The sequence below is a fragment of the Flavobacterium anhuiense genome, from assembly GCF_004151235.1.
In the GTDB taxonomy this organism is placed as follows: Bacteria; Bacteroidota; Bacteroidia; order Flavobacteriales; family Flavobacteriaceae; genus Flavobacterium; species Flavobacterium anhuiense_A.
In genome coordinates, this window is sequence record NZ_JUIV01000022.1 from 14,028 (window position 1) to 28,939 (window position 14,912).

Genomic DNA, 14,912 nt, shown 5'->3' on the forward strand with positions numbered 1-14,912 from the left:
TCAGCTGTAGTCCATCAGCAATTATGTTTAATAAAAAAATGGCGCCAATTGTCTTCAATTGGCGCCATTTGGCGTTGTGACCTCGACAGGACAAATTACAACATCATTTTTGGATGATTTGAAGAAATTGGCTTACTATATTTAGTGTCTGTCTTTCATTGGCTTTGTAAATTTGGTTTAGATGTCCTGTTGGGGATTGATGAAAAAAATTATAAAACTCAATTGGTTCATGTCAGTAAACTAAAATGCAATTCTACAAATATTATGGAGGATTTGAAAAGATTGTTATGTTTAAGTCAAAATTGTCTTTCTTTGGCTGTACGAATTAAAGTCTCAGATCTAAAAAAAAATGCCAGAGTTTAATGGTTAGCTACAAGTATGTAATATTATTTACCGTAGTTTTTTATATGGGCAGGTTATTAAGTCAAAAATAGAAAATGCTTTAGAACGATTGAATATTTTATTGTAGTTAGTCAAGAGATTTGTATAACCGCTTAATCTTAAAGGCAAACAGTTTATAATATTAATTTTATATGTTTCTATTATGAGGTTTGAAGACTGTTTTTGAGATTTTAAAATTTGCATTTTAATTTTTTTCGATTGAATTTTGAATAGTGCTGAAAATTCTTTGGAGCAAACTCCTCTTATTTCCATAAAACTCCAAACTGCCTGGCATGTTGTGTGTGAAATCTATTTTCTTATTATGCGTAGTTTTCAATTTTGGATCTAGCCTGATGTCAATATAGTAAATTGTATCATGGTAGACTTTTGATTTATTTGAAATAATTCCCTTTAAATCACCATATTCCTTGAAGGGAAAATCTCGCAGCTTTATAAAAACAGTGTCATTTTTTTTTATTTTACCATAGCCATTCGCAGACATTACCCCCCTGGCGTATATATCTTCTGTTTTCGGTAGAATAATGAATAAAGGAGATTCTTTTTTTACATACTGGCTTGAATTAAGAAATGGCTGGTAATATTCAAGTTTTCCTGAAATAGGGGCGCTAACTGTAAAATTATGTTCCCAATAATCAATGGCAGTTATTAGCTCAAAGTACGTTTTTTTTACATTAAATAAAACCGAAGCGATCATTTTTTCCCTGTCTTTTTTTAGAAATGAAATTTCATCGCTTAATTCTCCGGTATTATGCGTCAATTCCTGATCATTTTTATCCAAGTATATTGCTTTTTCTTTTAAATCAAGCATCGTTAATTTTGAGTTATCCATTTTATCTCTTACAATTGCGTTTGCATCAAATAGGGACAGGTCTAGTTCGTATGATTTATTAACTATTTCTGACTTATCTGCAAATACTTTTTTAGCTTGCGTTAAAATTTCTTCCCGTTCTGAATTTCTAATTAGTTTTTTCTCGATGTTTTCAATTTTCAGTTTTGCAAGATCGATCTTTAAAGTGTTATTACACTCAATTACAGCCAGCAGGAAATTATAATAGAATTTTTCTATTTCTCCAAGCCGTAATGTCCTATCGAATTCAATATCGATGGAGCTTTCAATTGTATTGATATCAATGCTTTTTAACTGATTTTTTATTTTTATTAGATCACCATAGTCCGTTGTGCTGTTTATTAAAGCCAGAAGAGCGCCTTTTTGGACATAGCAGTTATCTTGGACGAGTAGTTTAATTTCACCACTGTTTGGGGCATAGATATTGTTGGTTTGATTTTTTGATACAATAAAGGCTCTGCCAACAACCTTTTCCGGATATTTTATCATGGCACTGATTATTACACTGATAAGAATAAACGAGATAATAAAATAGAGGACTTTTTTATAGTCACTCACATTTGATGCCAATGATATTTCTTTAAGCTCTTCCGATTGGTATTTTTCTAAGACGTTATTTTTTTTATTCATTAAGCTGCGGTTTAAAAAGATTATAGAAGTAAGCCCTTTTTTCAATTAATTCATCGTATGTTCCAGCTTCTAAAGCAATTCCCCTATCAATGAGTATAATAAAATCTGCGCATTTGACTGTTGATAATTTATGTGAAACCAAAATTATAGTCTGATTCTTCATTTCGGTTTTAAACACATCTAAAATTTTATTTTCACTACGTGAGTCGATTGCGTTTGTCACTTCATCTAGCAATAAAAATTTAGGATGTTTGTAAAAAGCTCTAGCCAGCAGCAGTCTTTGTTTCTGACCTTGGCTTAAACCTTTTCCCCCTTCACTAAGTTTTGTGTTGAGAGCCTCAGGCAGCAGGTAGAGTTCTTCTTTTAGGTTAGCCCAAGGCAATACCTTTTCAACTCTTTCCAGACTATATTCCTGTTCATCTGACAGAACAATGTTGTTTAATATAGTATCATTGTATAGTGTGCTTTCTTGGAAAACCGTTCCTGTATTCTTTCTTATGAAATCATTGTCAAATGATTTTATGTTGTTCTGTCCTATATAGATTTCTCCCGAGTATCCATCATATACTTTGGATAGTAGTTTCAATATAGTGCTTTTTCCCGATCCGCTTAAGCCTACAATGGCTGTAGTTTTATTTTCCGGAATTACAAATGTTAGATTGTGCAGAACTCCACGCGATGCACCTTTATATTTGAAGCTTACATTATTAAATGTGATGTCATTGTTTGAAGAACTGAAAGAATGAATAAGGGATTTGCTTTTAATCTGCTCTTCAGGCATATTATTGATGTCATTTACGCGCAGAAAACTGATAAAAGCGGACTGTCCCATTTTTATAAAAGTTATCAATTCTGAAACTGGAACATTCAGCTGTCCAATGATGAATTGAATAGAAATCAGGGTACCTAAGGACAGATCTCCTTGAATGACCAGATATGCCCCATAAAAGGTCAGGCCTATATCTTTCAGGCCATTAATAAAATCGGCTCCAAGCTGCTGAATGCGGTCAATATTTAGCAGTTTAATTTCGATATTATATAATGACCCTTGTATCTTTTCCCATTTCCATCTTTTGTTTAAGGCATAATTGTTTAATTTAATGTCTTCGAAATTTTTTAAAATTTCTATCCATGAACTTTGGTTTTCTCCTAGCAGCTGATAGTAGCTTAAATCCATTTTTTTTCTGATCTGATAAAAAAACATGATCCAGAAGATATATAGAACAGTCGCACATAAAAAAATCAAAAACAGATTGCCATCAAAAACAAAAAGTATAACTCCGTAAATAACAATAATAAGCATTGACATAAAAACAGATATTGCTGAATTGGAGATGAACTGCTGAATTCTTTCTTGATCCTTTGAGCGCTGCATGATGTCTCCCATTAGCATGCTGTCGATATAATTCACTGGAAGCGAGAAGACTTTAATAAGGTAATCGGTAACAATGGAAATTTTGATTCGGCTTGCAATATGCAGCGAAACGGTTGCTCTGATCCATTCTCCTATACTTCTAAAAAGCAGCAGACAGATATTGGCGATTAATACTATTGTGATGAAATTAAAATCCTGCCCTTCAATGCCCACATCGATGATTGACCGTGTAATAAAAGGAAGAGAGGCGTATATTAATGCAATTACAATCATAACGAGCAGTAGCTGCGAAAGATTTTTTTTGTACGGGCTTAAATGGCGGATCAAAAATTCAATCGCCGCTAAGTAATTCGATCTGCCGTTTTTTAATTCATGAAACTTCTCGGATACTTCCAGAACTATGATTCTTCCAGTGTTACCGGCATCTATCCAGCTGGCAGCAAATTCCTTTAAGTCATAGTCCACAAGTCCTTTTGCAGGGTCAGAGATGAAAAATCTGCCTTTTTTTACTTTGTATAAGACTGCGTAATGATTCTTTTTCCAATGGATTATAATGGGTTTGTCAAATGATTTCAGGTCATCAATAGAGACATTATACGCAGCTGAACGGAAACCAATGGTTTCTGCGGCCTTGCACAGATCATATACAGAGAAACCTTTTGATGTGAGGTTTTTATAGTAAGGAGAGATATCTATTATTTTTTTATAGTGTTTGGCAACAATCTTAATGCAGGTTAGGCCGCATGTAAGAGAGTTCTGTTGCGAATAGTGCGGAAAGGTATTAATCATTTAATTCTAATTTGTTTACAACAAAGGGGATATATGAAATAAGGCGGTTATCGATAAAAAGGATGGAAAAAGTTTTGAAAATGATTTCTCTAAAAAGGCTCCACTGCTTTCTCTGCATTTCACTTAAACCTGAGGGTGTTATGTACGCTTTATAGACAGGGATGTTCTTTATTTCAGGGAATTTGCTGATTTTTTTCAATATGGCTACGACTTCTTTTGGAATCAGGGATTCAGAATTGTAACTGCTTCGCAACTGCAGCTGCTGCCCATGAAATAATGCTTCGAATTTTTCTAAATTTATTTTTTTCTTCTCCAGCAGCACTTCTGTTTTAAAGCTGAGCCCATCATCATATGTAAAGACAAACCAGCACTCAAACAGATATTTTAGGAAAGGCGAAAACATATCTGGACAATCAGCAAACCAAGTGTTTTTGGCTTCTTTCAGCAAATGAACGGCAAATGGAATTTGATGGGACGCATTAAACATTGCTCCTTTTTTTTCTGTAATCAGTTTTGAAATGCGGTAAAATAGCGGAGCCAGTTTGTTATATGTTTTTTTTGTCGAAAAACGGTAAACTGGATCATATTGAAAAGGAAACTGCAGTCTTAAAATATTCTCTTTGCCAGTGATAAAAAAGTTAAGATGTTCTATTAGAAAATCGTTAATAAATTCTTTTTTAGTGTTTATGACCAGATAAATATTCTCTTCCGTTTTATTTTTACTTACAGGTTTGGATGAGAAAAAGTAGCAGTCAATTTCCTTATACTGCTTAATGTTTTCTATGAATTCTCTCAAGACCCTAATGGTATTTTTTAACATCTCCATATTTGAGCTGTTATCAAGTTCGACAACCAGATAATCTTCAGAAACTTTAGAAAGCGTATGAGCCTTGGAATAATAAGGCAATATGCCTCCATGCTGCTCCAAAAGCTCTTTTGTTAAGTTAATGATGTTTTCCTTGTTTTTGTTTCCATATATATCTGCCACTGCTGCAGTTAGCTTTTGGTAAAATTCGGCATCAAGGGCTTTAATGAGCTTCATCCTGTATTTGCCGTCACTGCACCAGCTGCCGTTAGCTTTTAATTTAAACTGTGTCACCAAATCAATTAGATTTATAATAGTATACAAATGCTCATCAATGTCTTCTGCCCCCATGACATCAAACAAAAGGGATGTGATTTTGACCCTTGCCATGTAATTTTCGTAATCAGATAAAGGCTTAACTCCATGTGTTTCCAGCTCCTTTGTATGTGAAATAAGAGATTTTAAAAAATCATCCTGATCGAAAATAATATGGCCTTTAGCAATCATATTTACAAAAGTTCCCTGACCTGTCAGATAATCGATCCAAAGGATTTCCTGAATGTTCTGTACAGGAATAATAATTGTTTGGAGTTTTAAATCTTTGTAAAGAACCATCTCATTGAAAACATTATTTCTGTCTTTGGTGAATATTATAGTATCAACATCTGAGAATTCATTATTGGTGCCTTCAACATAACTTCCAGTTACTAGACTTGCGTACTGGTTTGAATAATATTTCGAAAGAAACTCAATAATTTCATGAGTCGTTTTTTTGTTAATTTTCATACAGAGATACCTACAAAGGCGTTTTTTAAAATTTATGCTGGTTTGTCTTTTTTTATATGTGAATTTTTTTACTTTTGCCAAAAAATGTGCAATAATACATATATTTTGTTCAATTTAAAAAGAAAAAAAGATAGTTTTTCTTATAAATATTTTGAATTGGAAATCATGATTGGAGATTAAAATAAACATTGTAAAATATATAATTAACATAATATTAACATAAATTTAAACTGCATGAAAGACTTAAGTTTTCCAGAAATTTCTAAGGAAGTCCAACAGAGCGTTTTTGGCGCTTGGGGAGGTTCAAATTCACAAAGCCAAGATTATGATTATGATGGAGGATGGCTCGATGAGGTCGTAGTCGGAGGGGGCGGAAGTTCAGGCGGATCAGGCGGATCAGGCGGATCAGGTGGCGGGTTTGACTGGCCAGGAGGAGGTGAAGGTGGTGATCCCGGTTATGATTACGGGGGAGGCGGCGGAGGCGGCGGAGGCTACGATTATGGTGAAAACTTCGTTTCTCCTGATAGTTTTGTAAATGTCGCAGAAGGTGATGCTAGTGCTGAAGAATTTTGGGATGTTGACAGCAAACTAAGGGCAGCAGTTAATGCAGCTGGACTCGGCGCAGGATTTACCGGAACATCAATGGATGCTATAACGGCAATAACAAGAGAGGTAGGCCTAACAGCAAAAACATTTGCTAAAGTAGGTACGGGAATTGGCGCTGCAGGCGTGGTAATCGGCGGAGTTGAAACTGTTATCGCTGTAAAAGAAGTGGTAACAGGCGAGGATCCATGGACAGATACTGACACTCTGAATGCTATAGCTACAGGTTTAGGTGCAGCCGCGCTGGTACCGGGACCGCATTCCCTAGTATTTGGAGGATTATCAATCATGGTTGGCTTGGTAGGAGCAGCCTATTCTAATTAATCAATAAAAAAACATTATTGGCATTTGCTTTTTTTGCGGCAAATGCCAATAATCTAATCAATAAAATTATATTAAAGCATGAAGTCGAAATTGCTTTTTTTTTACGAAAAATTACTGAATAACTATTATTATCATCTTAAATATGATGAAGAGACTTCAAAAAGATATGCCTATGTGGCAATTAGGAATATTCTGGGCATAGCGGTCTTTATGTTTAGCATGCTGTTTTTTGTGGTTATCACCTGTCTTTTCAGCATAAATGTAAATATTAAGGGAAACAGGCTGTCAGCTTACCTTATCATGGCAATTTTACTAGTCTGGTTTATTTATTTCTGTAAAAAGACCCTCAAACCCTTGTTTGATGGCATAGAACTTAAGAGCGAAAAAACGCCAAAGGATAATTTCTTTACGATATTGCTGCTCTCGGTTGGATTATTTGCAGGGGGAATGTTTGTAATTGCCAGGCTCACTGCTATTTATTTGTGCGGATAATAATAGATTATACAACAACTGCATCATTGCAATTCAATTTTAAAAGCAGGGTTCCAGCCATATCCTGTTTTTTTACTATTTTCCTATGTTCAGAATTTTTCTTATAAGTTTGATGTGCCTTTATAGTCGCGATATCTTTTCTCAAAAAGCTCTTGAAATAAATGATTTTATAAATAATGTTGAAAGTTCGTCAGAAATTGCAAGAAGTGCAAAATACACAGAACTCAACAATAAGGAATACAGGCTGTTTAATAAAAGTTTTCTGCCTGACTTTTCATTGAATTTTTCTCTTCCCAGCTACAACAGGTCTATTTCAGAGGTGATGCAGCCAGACGGAAGTTATGCTTTTAGGGAGTCCAACTCGGCCAACTCAAAGGTCAGTTTATCCCTTACGCAAAAAATACCTTTTACGGGAGGAAAAATAACCATATCAAACTCCTTAAACAGATTGGATCTGTTTGGAGACGACCAAAGATCAACTTCATATTCTGCATCCTGGCTCGGGATAAATTTCTCTCAATCATTGACCTTTTTTAATGAAATGAAATGGGAGAATAAGATACAGCAAGCAAAATACAACTACAACAACCTAATTAACCGGCAAAAGCGGATAGATATTAAAAAAGCCGCCGTAAGACATTACTTTGAGCTGGCTAAAATAAAAAAGCAGGCGGTTCTTATCGATGCAGAATGGATTTCAGCCAGCAAATACAAAAAGATTGTAAAAGACCTTATAAGTGCCGGGAGGATAATGGCCTATGATTCCATTGATGTAGAGCTAAGGCTTTTAGATATTCAAAGGAATCAGGTTTTTCTAAAAAAAGGAGAGGCGTTAAAAATAAAGTCAATTAACAGCTTCTTTAACTCAGAAATTATCAGAGACTCAGACCAGCTGCCTGTACCTGGATTGAATTTTGAAGTTCAAAGCCCGGATGCCTACATTGAAAGCTATTTGCTTGTCCATCAGATTGTAGCCGCAAACAGTTTAACCGGGCTGGATAAAAACATCAGGCAGCTGCAAAGCATGAAGTACTACTCAGCAAACTTGTCTCTGGGGGTGGGGTTCAACAACGCTACAGATCAGTATCAGGATATTTTTAAGGATCCAAACCAGAGTCAGAATTTTTCAATCTCTTTAAGTTTGCCGCTGCTGGATTTTGGAAAAAGAAAAACAGAATTTCAAATCAGCAAGACAAAGTATGAAATAGAAGCTTTAAACTTGGAGCTTGATAAGAGAAATACCATAGAGAGGATTAATCTTACAGTGCAGGAAATAAGGGATCTTTATGAGGCGCTCAAGATTGAGAAATCAAGATCGGCGCTTTTGCAGAACAAATTAAAATTAATGGAAAAACTGCTTTTTGCGCAGAAAGTCTTATATGCCGAATATTCTGATGCCGAACGCTTAAGCTATGATGCCAATATAGAGATAATGAATATTACCGAACAGATCTACAATAAGGTAACCGATCTTGAACAGATAACTTTAACCGATATAATCAAATATGAGAATTAGACCAGCTACACATGACGATCTTCCGGCAATACTGCCATTATTTCAAGATTTGGATGCAAAACACCGTAGAAGTAGTAAAGATATCAGAGATGAAATTAAGCCAGAGAGATACGAATTGTTATTCAATAGTACCTTTAAGGAAAATAGCGACCTGATATTGAGTGTTGTTGAGAAAGAACAGGAAGTGATTGGATTTGCTCTGGCTAAAATTACTCAGGTTCAAAAAAATTTTATCCTTAAGGATTCATTGATTGGCGAGGTTCTTTACGTGGCAGTCAGCGAAAGATATAAAAGGGGAGGAATAGGAAGGGAGCTAATGAAGGATATGGAGCAGCGGCTGATTGAAAAAGGGGTAGAAAAATTTCAATTGCGTGTTTTTAGCTTTAATGATGAAACATTTCCTGAAAAAGCGGATTACAGACCTAAATATACCGTTTATGAAAAATATGTATAGGGCATTTCAATTGTATTTAATTAAATTTGTTTACCATTACTAGATGAGATTTTTTACTCCTATTAAATTTGGATTTTTAACATCTGTATTAGCATACATTTTATTGAATTCGATAATTGCTTTTAAGAATTATCAAAATAAAAAAGAACTTTCTGCTTTTGATTTAAATCAAGACGGTCTTTTTTCAAGCAATGAAATATCAGCAGAACAGAAGGCGGCGATGGATAAAGTTTCCAATGATACAGCAAGAAATTTAGCTCACTTTACGTTAATTCCTTTTGCGATAGTCTTAGGATATGGTGCTTATAAACTTAAAAAGAAAATAGATATGAATTTAGTTGCTTAAAGTTATATTTTATCATCAGTTTTCAAAAAATAAAAGGCCAGTTCTATTAAATACTACGGGTCAGGACCTGGAGGAGTTCCATGTTAATGCTTTTGAAATTCTCGAGCTCAAAGGTAATGAAGTGCAGCACATAGCGGCATTTATTGCTGAGGAGCTATTGCGGGCTACAGCGGTCACTGGCTAAACTGGATTTGTTCGGGCGAAAGCCTTGAGATGCCGGCGCAAGCTTTGCGTTTTTTTGCCTGCCGGCTCTGGGTACGCAGCCAATATTGCTTTAGTTTAATATTATTTTGGGATAATATAATTTTTAGGAGCTGTTCCCGCTATCCGCTCCAATCTTCTGCGCCGAACCACGGCCCAGAAGGATTTCTGCTGCTATCGGGTCTATGACGGTGACGGGTGTCCGTCCAGTCTTTGTAGAGCTTCATATTTAGCTTGTTGGTGAATTAATAAATCATTTGGCTAGCTGCCTTATTATAATTGTAATTTTCATGGCAACAAAGATTTTTTGTTCTAAATTTAAAGTATATCGTACCTTTAATTCGACTGAAAACTGATTTTCCGATTGTGCAAGTGATACTTGCACAATTACCTAGGGTCAAACTAATTTAGAGCAAAGCAGTATTTAGTTTTATATATTGGTGGAAAACGAAAAATATGGATAGTTCTCATTTCTAGTTATTTTCCCTTGATAAGGATCAGAGGTGTTAGAAATATGGAATGCCTTCTTTGGACTACCTAATATTTATGGTTAATTTTTGCTTCTCCACAGATTTACGAATTTATCCATTTTTATTCTTATTTTAAAGAACTAAAAATAAAAGCAAAATTGATTTACAGCTATCGTATTTAGTATAAGTAGTAAAAAAAAAGGCGCCAATCGTCTTCAATTGGCGCCATTTGGCTGTGTGGTGACGGGGACAGGACAAATTTCAACATCATTTTTGGATGATTTGAAGAGATTGGCTTTCTATATGTAATGTCTGTCTTTCATTGGCGTTAAAAAATTGGTTCGGATGTCCTGAGTAGGATTGATGCAAAAATTGTAAAAACTCAATTGATCCATCGCATTAAACTGATATATAAATTTACAAAATTTATGCAGGATTTTAAAAGATTGTTTAAGTTAAGGCAGGATTGTCTTTCTTTGGCTGTATGAATTATTTGATTGTTGTTCCACTGGAGCATTTCTATCCTAATTGGTGCTTTTAAATGAGTTTTTCGTAAAAGCAATAAGCCCGAAACAAATCGGGCTTATTGTCTTCAAATTTAATTATAATTCTAAACTTTTGGATGCATCGTAATTAAACTAGTTTTTTGCAAGTTATGCAAGACTTTCTCCTATTCGGAGATGGGTACTGAGAACAACCCTGTTCCAAAGATTGATTGTTATGACGGCCGTTATTATATCTGCTATCTGGCTTTCACTGAAATACTGTAAGGCCTTTGTATAGGTTTCATCCGTTAATCCGTTCTCATGAATTAATGTTATCTCTTCAGTTACCGCGAGCACCACTTTTTCCTCTTCTGTAAAAATGTCCCCAGCTTCTCTCCAAGCACTCAAGAGAAAAATGCGCTGGTTTGACTCGCCGTTTTTAACGGCGTCCTGAGTGTGGATGTTGATGCAGTAGGCACAGCCGTTGATCTGCGAGGCACGTATCTTTATGAGTTCTTTGGCTGTCTTGGATATGGAAATTTTTGAAAGGTAGCTTTCAAGTCCTATCATCGCTTTTAGTGCATCCGGAGCGGCCTGCTTAATGTTAAGTCGTTTTTGCATTGTATTATTCTTTTAAAATTGTTCAATGCAAAATTCAATAATAGGGAAAGGAAAAAACTTAAACTGGTTTAAGAAAGAAGCCTTTTGCGTATTTCGCTCAAGTATTCGGGCGTGAATCCTAGATAGGAAGCGATGAGGTATTGAGGAACACGCTGGATGAATTCGGGGTGGTTTCTGACTGCCTGGAAATAAAACTCTTCCTTAGAGAACGAGAAAAGAAATTTGATGCGTTTCTGTGCGGCTGCATAAGCCCTCTGGTAGACAAAACGGAAATAGCGCTCCATTACCGGAAACTCTTCCAGCAGCTTCTGCTGCTTCTCCAAAGTGATGTAAAGCAATGTTGATTTCTCTACTGCCTGAATATAAAATTCTGTCGCGAGCTGGTTCTCGTAGGCAAAGTTATCGGTAAGCCACCATGTTTCTATGGCAAATTCCGTGGTTTGTTCGGTACCTTTCTCGTTAATATAAAACTTTCTAAGCAGGCCGTCCAAAACAAAATAATGATGACGGCAGATCTGTCCCTCCTTTAGCAGGTTCTCTTTTTTACACGTTTGTTTTATGTCGAAGAATTTTTTGATTTGCTCAAAGTCATTGTCTGATACCTGTGCAAATTTGGCTATATGGTTTTTGAGTATATTGGACATCTGGAGTAAATGACATATTGGTTTTGACTGTTCGGCCAGCTTTTTTAATCGGAATGGCATCGCTGGCAGGCTCTTAAGCAAATATAGCAATAATATACTTAAATACGTTTTGAAATCAGATTTCATTATTTGTCATTAAATAGTAATTGAAAGCAATTTGGAGATTATATAGAGTCAATTTCTATAATATTCTGGGGGTTCGAATCCTGTTAAGTTATCGAATGATAACTTAACTATTTGTATTATTTTTCATCTAAATATACACGCTGAAGCAATTTTTCTATTATTTTAGAGAAAGAAAATAAAAGCAAAAATGACTCAAAGCCACCGTATTTATTAGTGTAAATGAAAAAATGGCGCCAATTGTCTTCAATTGGCGCCATCTGGCTGAGTAACCTCGACAGGACAAATTACAACATCATTTTTGGATGATTTGAAGAGATTGGCTTACTATAAGTAGGGTCTGTCTTCCATTGGCTTTGTATTTTTGGTTTAGATGTCCTGTTGAGAACTGAAAGCAAATGGACCGTAAAAAAAAGAAGTCGTTACCCCTCTTTTTATTAATATGGCCCTAGCTTTTTGTGGAAAAAAGATATCCATTCCAATTTTGTATTTGGAAGATTTGAAAATAGATATTAACTTAGTCCCGAACCCGCTTTAACAGAGTGGGAATGTTATGAATAGATCTGATTTGATACAGCATATAACAGCAGATAATCTTTTGCTCTGGCACTTCTCAAAATCAATATAAGACTTACAGCTGTCTTTTATTTTCAAAAAAATGGAGTTGGAAAACCATTTCAAAAAACAAGGCGAAACCGAAAAGCCAACGAGTAGGATAAAGAAAAAAAATATGGAAAAATTAAAATTAGCAACAGTAATACTGCTTTTTACTGCTTTTGGTATGAATAAAGTGCAGGCACAGGTAGTAGTGGGCATTGCCTACAAGCCTATGTACGGAAACTGCAGTCAGTTTAATCAGGCTGTAGGGTATACCTACGAAGCAGGCAAAGGCGGTAATGAAATGCGGGAAGAAGTAACAAGAAGATTAGAGCAAAATTACAATGTTTCGGGTTCTGCCATTATGATATTTTCATCTTATGACCAGAAAAATGCTGTTATAATCCGCTATAAAAAACAGATAAGCGGATATGACTGCACGAAGCTTGCTTATGCTGCGGGTTTTGGCAATAGCTACGACGATGCTTTCAATAATGCGGTAAAAGAAATGCGCTTGTATTATGCAGGAAGTGATTACCAACAGGAAATATGGATTCATTAATAAAGAAGGGAGGATATATGATAAAAAAACTACTTTTTATTTTCGTGCTAGCAACAAGCTTAGTACCCGCACAGGCACAAACGGTACCCGACCGAAAAACCACTGTAGAGTATATCACAAAACTTTTCAATGATGTGAAAGATTTTGAATATAAATTAAAAGACGGTACTATCTACGCAATAGACGGAAAAACCGTATCAGCCTACAGCGCCATACAATTTATAATATCGATAGGAAATGGAAACTATGAAACTAGCTTAGGTTATTGTTTTGATACAAGAGATTCGAAAAAATTATCTTTTGGCCAGCTGTATATGAAAATAGACTGGGCAAAGATGATAAAAATAGAAGACAGCGAGGCGGCGGATGATTCTGCTGTGAAATTCTTATATATTACGTTTACCCCTAACAGTGTATTGGAAAGGGGATATTATGAGGAATTTAATCCATATGGCAATATATTGCGGTCCAAACCTGATAAAGGAACAAGCAGTATTTACTTTCCCTACAAAAATGAATTAGGTGTTAAAGAAAGGCTCATTAAGGCACTTAATCATTTAAGTAATTTAGACAAAAAAGAGAAATTAAAAAACGACCCTTTTGGCAATTAAGACTTTAAAGCTCGACAGTACAGTCTATTTTTAAAATGAACATTTAGAACATATTTTTTTAGTGCTCTATTTTTTATTTAATGTGATTCTAAAAAGAAAATTAAAGTAAAAAATAGCCCAACTTACTTTATAAAAAAAATAAAAAAAAAGGCGCCAATTGTCTTCAATTGGCGCCATTTGGCTTTGTGACCTCAGCAGGACAAATTACAACATCATTTTTGGATGATTTGAAGAAATTGGTGTACTACATGTAGGGGCTGTCTTTCATTGGCTTTGTAAATTTGGTTTAGATGTCCTGTTGGGGATTGATATAAAAATTATAAGAACTAAATTGTTTTATGGCAGTAAACTAAATATACAATTCTACAATATTTTATGATTTACCAATCATTGCAGTCAGAAGAAGTGTCCCTTGTGTACTTTTTGACATATTATTCATGAATTATTATCTGTTTTCTCAATTAGTCCGCTCATAGCCAAAAAATGAATTTGTGCAAGTGCCACTTGCACAAATTACCTCTAATCATCATATTAGTTTACTCACTAAAGCATTATTTTAAAGAAAGAAAATTAAAAGCAAGAATGATTCAAAGTTATCGTAATTTAGTAGAAGTAGTAAAAAAAGTGGCGCCAATTGTCTTCCATTGGCGCCATATGCTTTTGTGAAAGGCTCAGGACAAATTTCGACATCATTTTTAGATGATTTGAAGATTTTGCCTTGCTATATGTAGTGTCTGTCTTCCATTGGCATTGTATTTTTAGTTAGATCTCCTCTTAGGTACTGATGCAAAAATCTACATGATTTCATAGATAATCTCTAATGAAATTTTTTCCGATAATTATTATTTAAATTATTAATGTTCAATATTTATGGTGAAAAATATCAAGCATAATTATGAATTGAAATGAACGGTTAAAATTGTCTTCAATTAGTCTCATTTGGCAATATTGACTTCTAGATATAAAGCCAAATAAATTTTTCGGCACTTAATTGAATTGGCTGCTTTTGAACTTATTTTCTGAGATAATTATTGTGAACGTTTAATTAAGCTAAAAAAAAAATCCTATACCAACTCATTTAATTTCCAAGACTGATCATAGAGAGTTTTGTTGGTCGTAAATATGATTTATAATCTTGCAGTTTGAAATTTTGAAAATTTGTATCATGGCCTGTTAAAATCATATCTCGATTTTTTTACCTCATTTAATTTTGTAGTTTGTTTCCTATA

General features: G+C 34.7%; 12 protein-coding genes. 7 read left to right on the top strand and 5 right to left on the bottom strand.

The window, feature by feature from the left end; genetic code table 11:
- Positions 1-586 precede the first annotated feature (586 nt).
- Genes NU08_RS19710 through NU08_RS19720 form a run of 3 tightly spaced genes read right to left on the bottom strand, consistent with a single transcriptional unit; the run spans position 587 to position 5,634 of the window.
- Positions 587-1,879: a hypothetical protein gene (locus tag NU08_RS19710; protein WP_129748780.1), complete on the bottom strand. Its 1,293-nt coding sequence runs from the start codon at positions 1,877-1,879 to the stop codon at positions 587-589.
- Entirely contained in the window at positions 1,872-4,043 is a 2,172-nt protein-coding gene (locus NU08_RS19715) for a peptidase domain-containing ABC transporter (protein WP_129748781.1), read from the bottom strand. Before NU08_RS19715 ends, NU08_RS19710 begins: the two co-directional genes overlap by 8 nt.
- Positions 4,036-5,634 (bottom strand): nucleotidyltransferase domain-containing protein, encoded by a 1,599-nt coding sequence (locus tag NU08_RS19720; protein ID WP_129748782.1) that lies wholly within the window; start codon positions 5,632-5,634, stop codon positions 4,036-4,038. Before NU08_RS19720 ends, NU08_RS19715 begins: the two co-directional genes overlap by 8 nt.
- 234 nt (positions 5,635-5,868) lie before the next feature.
- Here NU08_RS19720 and NU08_RS19725 point away from each other — a divergent pair, with 234 nt between their 5' ends.
- The 5 genes from NU08_RS19725 (at position 5,869) to NU08_RS19745 (ending at position 9,369) form a co-directional block, all read left to right on the top strand.
- Positions 5,869-6,561, top strand: a complete 693-nt coding sequence (locus tag NU08_RS19725; RefSeq protein ID WP_129748783.1) for a hypothetical protein — start codon at positions 5,869-5,871, stop codon at positions 6,559-6,561.
- A gap of 78 nt (positions 6,562-6,639) precedes the next feature.
- Positions 6,640-7,053 carry a hypothetical protein gene (locus NU08_RS19730; protein ID WP_129748784.1) on the top strand — a complete coding sequence of 138 codons (414 nt, stop codon included), beginning with the start codon at positions 6,640-6,642 and terminating at the stop codon, positions 7,051-7,053.
- Positions 7,054-7,138: 85 nt separating this feature from the next.
- On the top strand, positions 7,139-8,569 hold the full coding sequence (locus NU08_RS19735; protein WP_129748785.1) for a TolC family protein: 1,431 nt from the start codon (positions 7,139-7,141) through the stop codon (positions 8,567-8,569).
- A complete protein-coding gene (locus NU08_RS19740) occupies positions 8,559-9,023 on the top strand; it encodes a GNAT family N-acetyltransferase (RefSeq protein WP_129748786.1) in 465 nt (154 codons plus the stop codon). The genes NU08_RS19735 and NU08_RS19740 overlap by 11 nt, the downstream gene beginning before the upstream one ends.
- Before the next feature lie 43 nt (positions 9,024-9,066).
- Positions 9,067-9,369 (top strand): hypothetical protein, encoded by a 303-nt coding sequence (locus tag NU08_RS19745; RefSeq protein ID WP_129748787.1) that lies wholly within the window; start codon positions 9,067-9,069, stop codon positions 9,367-9,369.
- Positions 9,370-10,693: 1,324 nt separating this feature from the next.
- On the opposite strand, the gene NU08_RS19750 is transcribed toward NU08_RS19745, so the two are convergent.
- Together NU08_RS19750 and NU08_RS19755 are read right to left on the bottom strand one after the other, a co-directional pair.
- Positions 10,694-11,146 (bottom strand): carboxymuconolactone decarboxylase family protein, encoded by a 453-nt coding sequence (locus NU08_RS19750; RefSeq protein ID WP_066034741.1) that lies wholly within the window; start codon positions 11,144-11,146, stop codon positions 10,694-10,696.
- Between the two features lie 68 nt (positions 11,147-11,214).
- Positions 11,215-11,790, bottom strand: coding sequence for a Crp/Fnr family transcriptional regulator (locus NU08_RS19755; protein ID WP_026729722.1), 576 nt, complete (start codon positions 11,788-11,790; stop codon positions 11,215-11,217).
- An 853-nt stretch (positions 11,791-12,643) separates the two neighbouring features.
- On the opposite strand from NU08_RS19755, the gene NU08_RS19760 reads away from it, so the two are divergent.
- Both NU08_RS19760 and NU08_RS19765 read left to right on the top strand, forming a co-directional pair.
- Positions 12,644-13,072, top strand: a complete 429-nt coding sequence (locus NU08_RS19760) for a hypothetical protein (protein ID WP_129748788.1) — start codon at positions 12,644-12,646, stop codon at positions 13,070-13,072.
- Positions 13,060-13,683 (top strand): hypothetical protein, encoded by a 624-nt coding sequence (locus NU08_RS19765; protein ID WP_129748789.1) that lies wholly within the window; start codon positions 13,060-13,062, stop codon positions 13,681-13,683. The genes NU08_RS19760 and NU08_RS19765 overlap by 13 nt, the downstream gene beginning before the upstream one ends.
- The last annotated feature ends 1,229 nt before the right edge of the window (positions 13,684-14,912 follow it).

Excerpts from the sequence above, each read along its gene's own strand:
- NU08_RS19720 (WP_129748782.1), bottom strand. The coding sequence starts at position 5,634 with ATGAAAATTAACAAAAAAACGACTCATGAAATTATTGAGTTTCTTTCG.
- NU08_RS19725 (WP_129748783.1), top strand. The coding sequence starts at position 5,869 with ATGAAAGACTTAAGTTTTCCAGAAATTTCTAAGGAAGTCCAACAGAGC.
- NU08_RS19755 (WP_026729722.1), bottom strand. The coding sequence starts at position 11,790 with ATGTCCAATATACTCAAAAACCATATAGCCAAATTTGCACAGGTATCA.
- NU08_RS19740 (WP_129748786.1), top strand. The coding sequence starts at position 8,559 with ATGAGAATTAGACCAGCTACACATGACGATCTTCCGGCAATACTGCCA.
- NU08_RS19730 (WP_129748784.1), top strand. The coding sequence starts at position 6,640 with ATGAAGTCGAAATTGCTTTTTTTTTACGAAAAATTACTGAATAACTAT.
- NU08_RS19710 (WP_129748780.1), bottom strand. The coding sequence starts at position 1,879 with ATGAATAAAAAAAATAACGTCTTAGAAAAATACCAATCGGAAGAGCTT.
- NU08_RS19745 (WP_129748787.1), top strand. The coding sequence starts at position 9,067 with ATGAGATTTTTTACTCCTATTAAATTTGGATTTTTAACATCTGTATTA.
- NU08_RS19715 (WP_129748781.1), bottom strand. The coding sequence starts at position 4,043 with ATGATTAATACCTTTCCGCACTATTCGCAACAGAACTCTCTTACATGC.
- NU08_RS19765 (WP_129748789.1), top strand. The coding sequence starts at position 13,060 with ATGGATTCATTAATAAAGAAGGGAGGATATATGATAAAAAAACTACTT.
- NU08_RS19750 (WP_066034741.1), bottom strand. The coding sequence starts at position 11,146 with ATGCAAAAACGACTTAACATTAAGCAGGCCGCTCCGGATGCACTAAAA.
- NU08_RS19760 (WP_129748788.1), top strand. The coding sequence starts at position 12,644 with ATGGAAAAATTAAAATTAGCAACAGTAATACTGCTTTTTACTGCTTTT.
- NU08_RS19735 (WP_129748785.1), top strand. The coding sequence starts at position 7,139 with ATGTTCAGAATTTTTCTTATAAGTTTGATGTGCCTTTATAGTCGCGAT.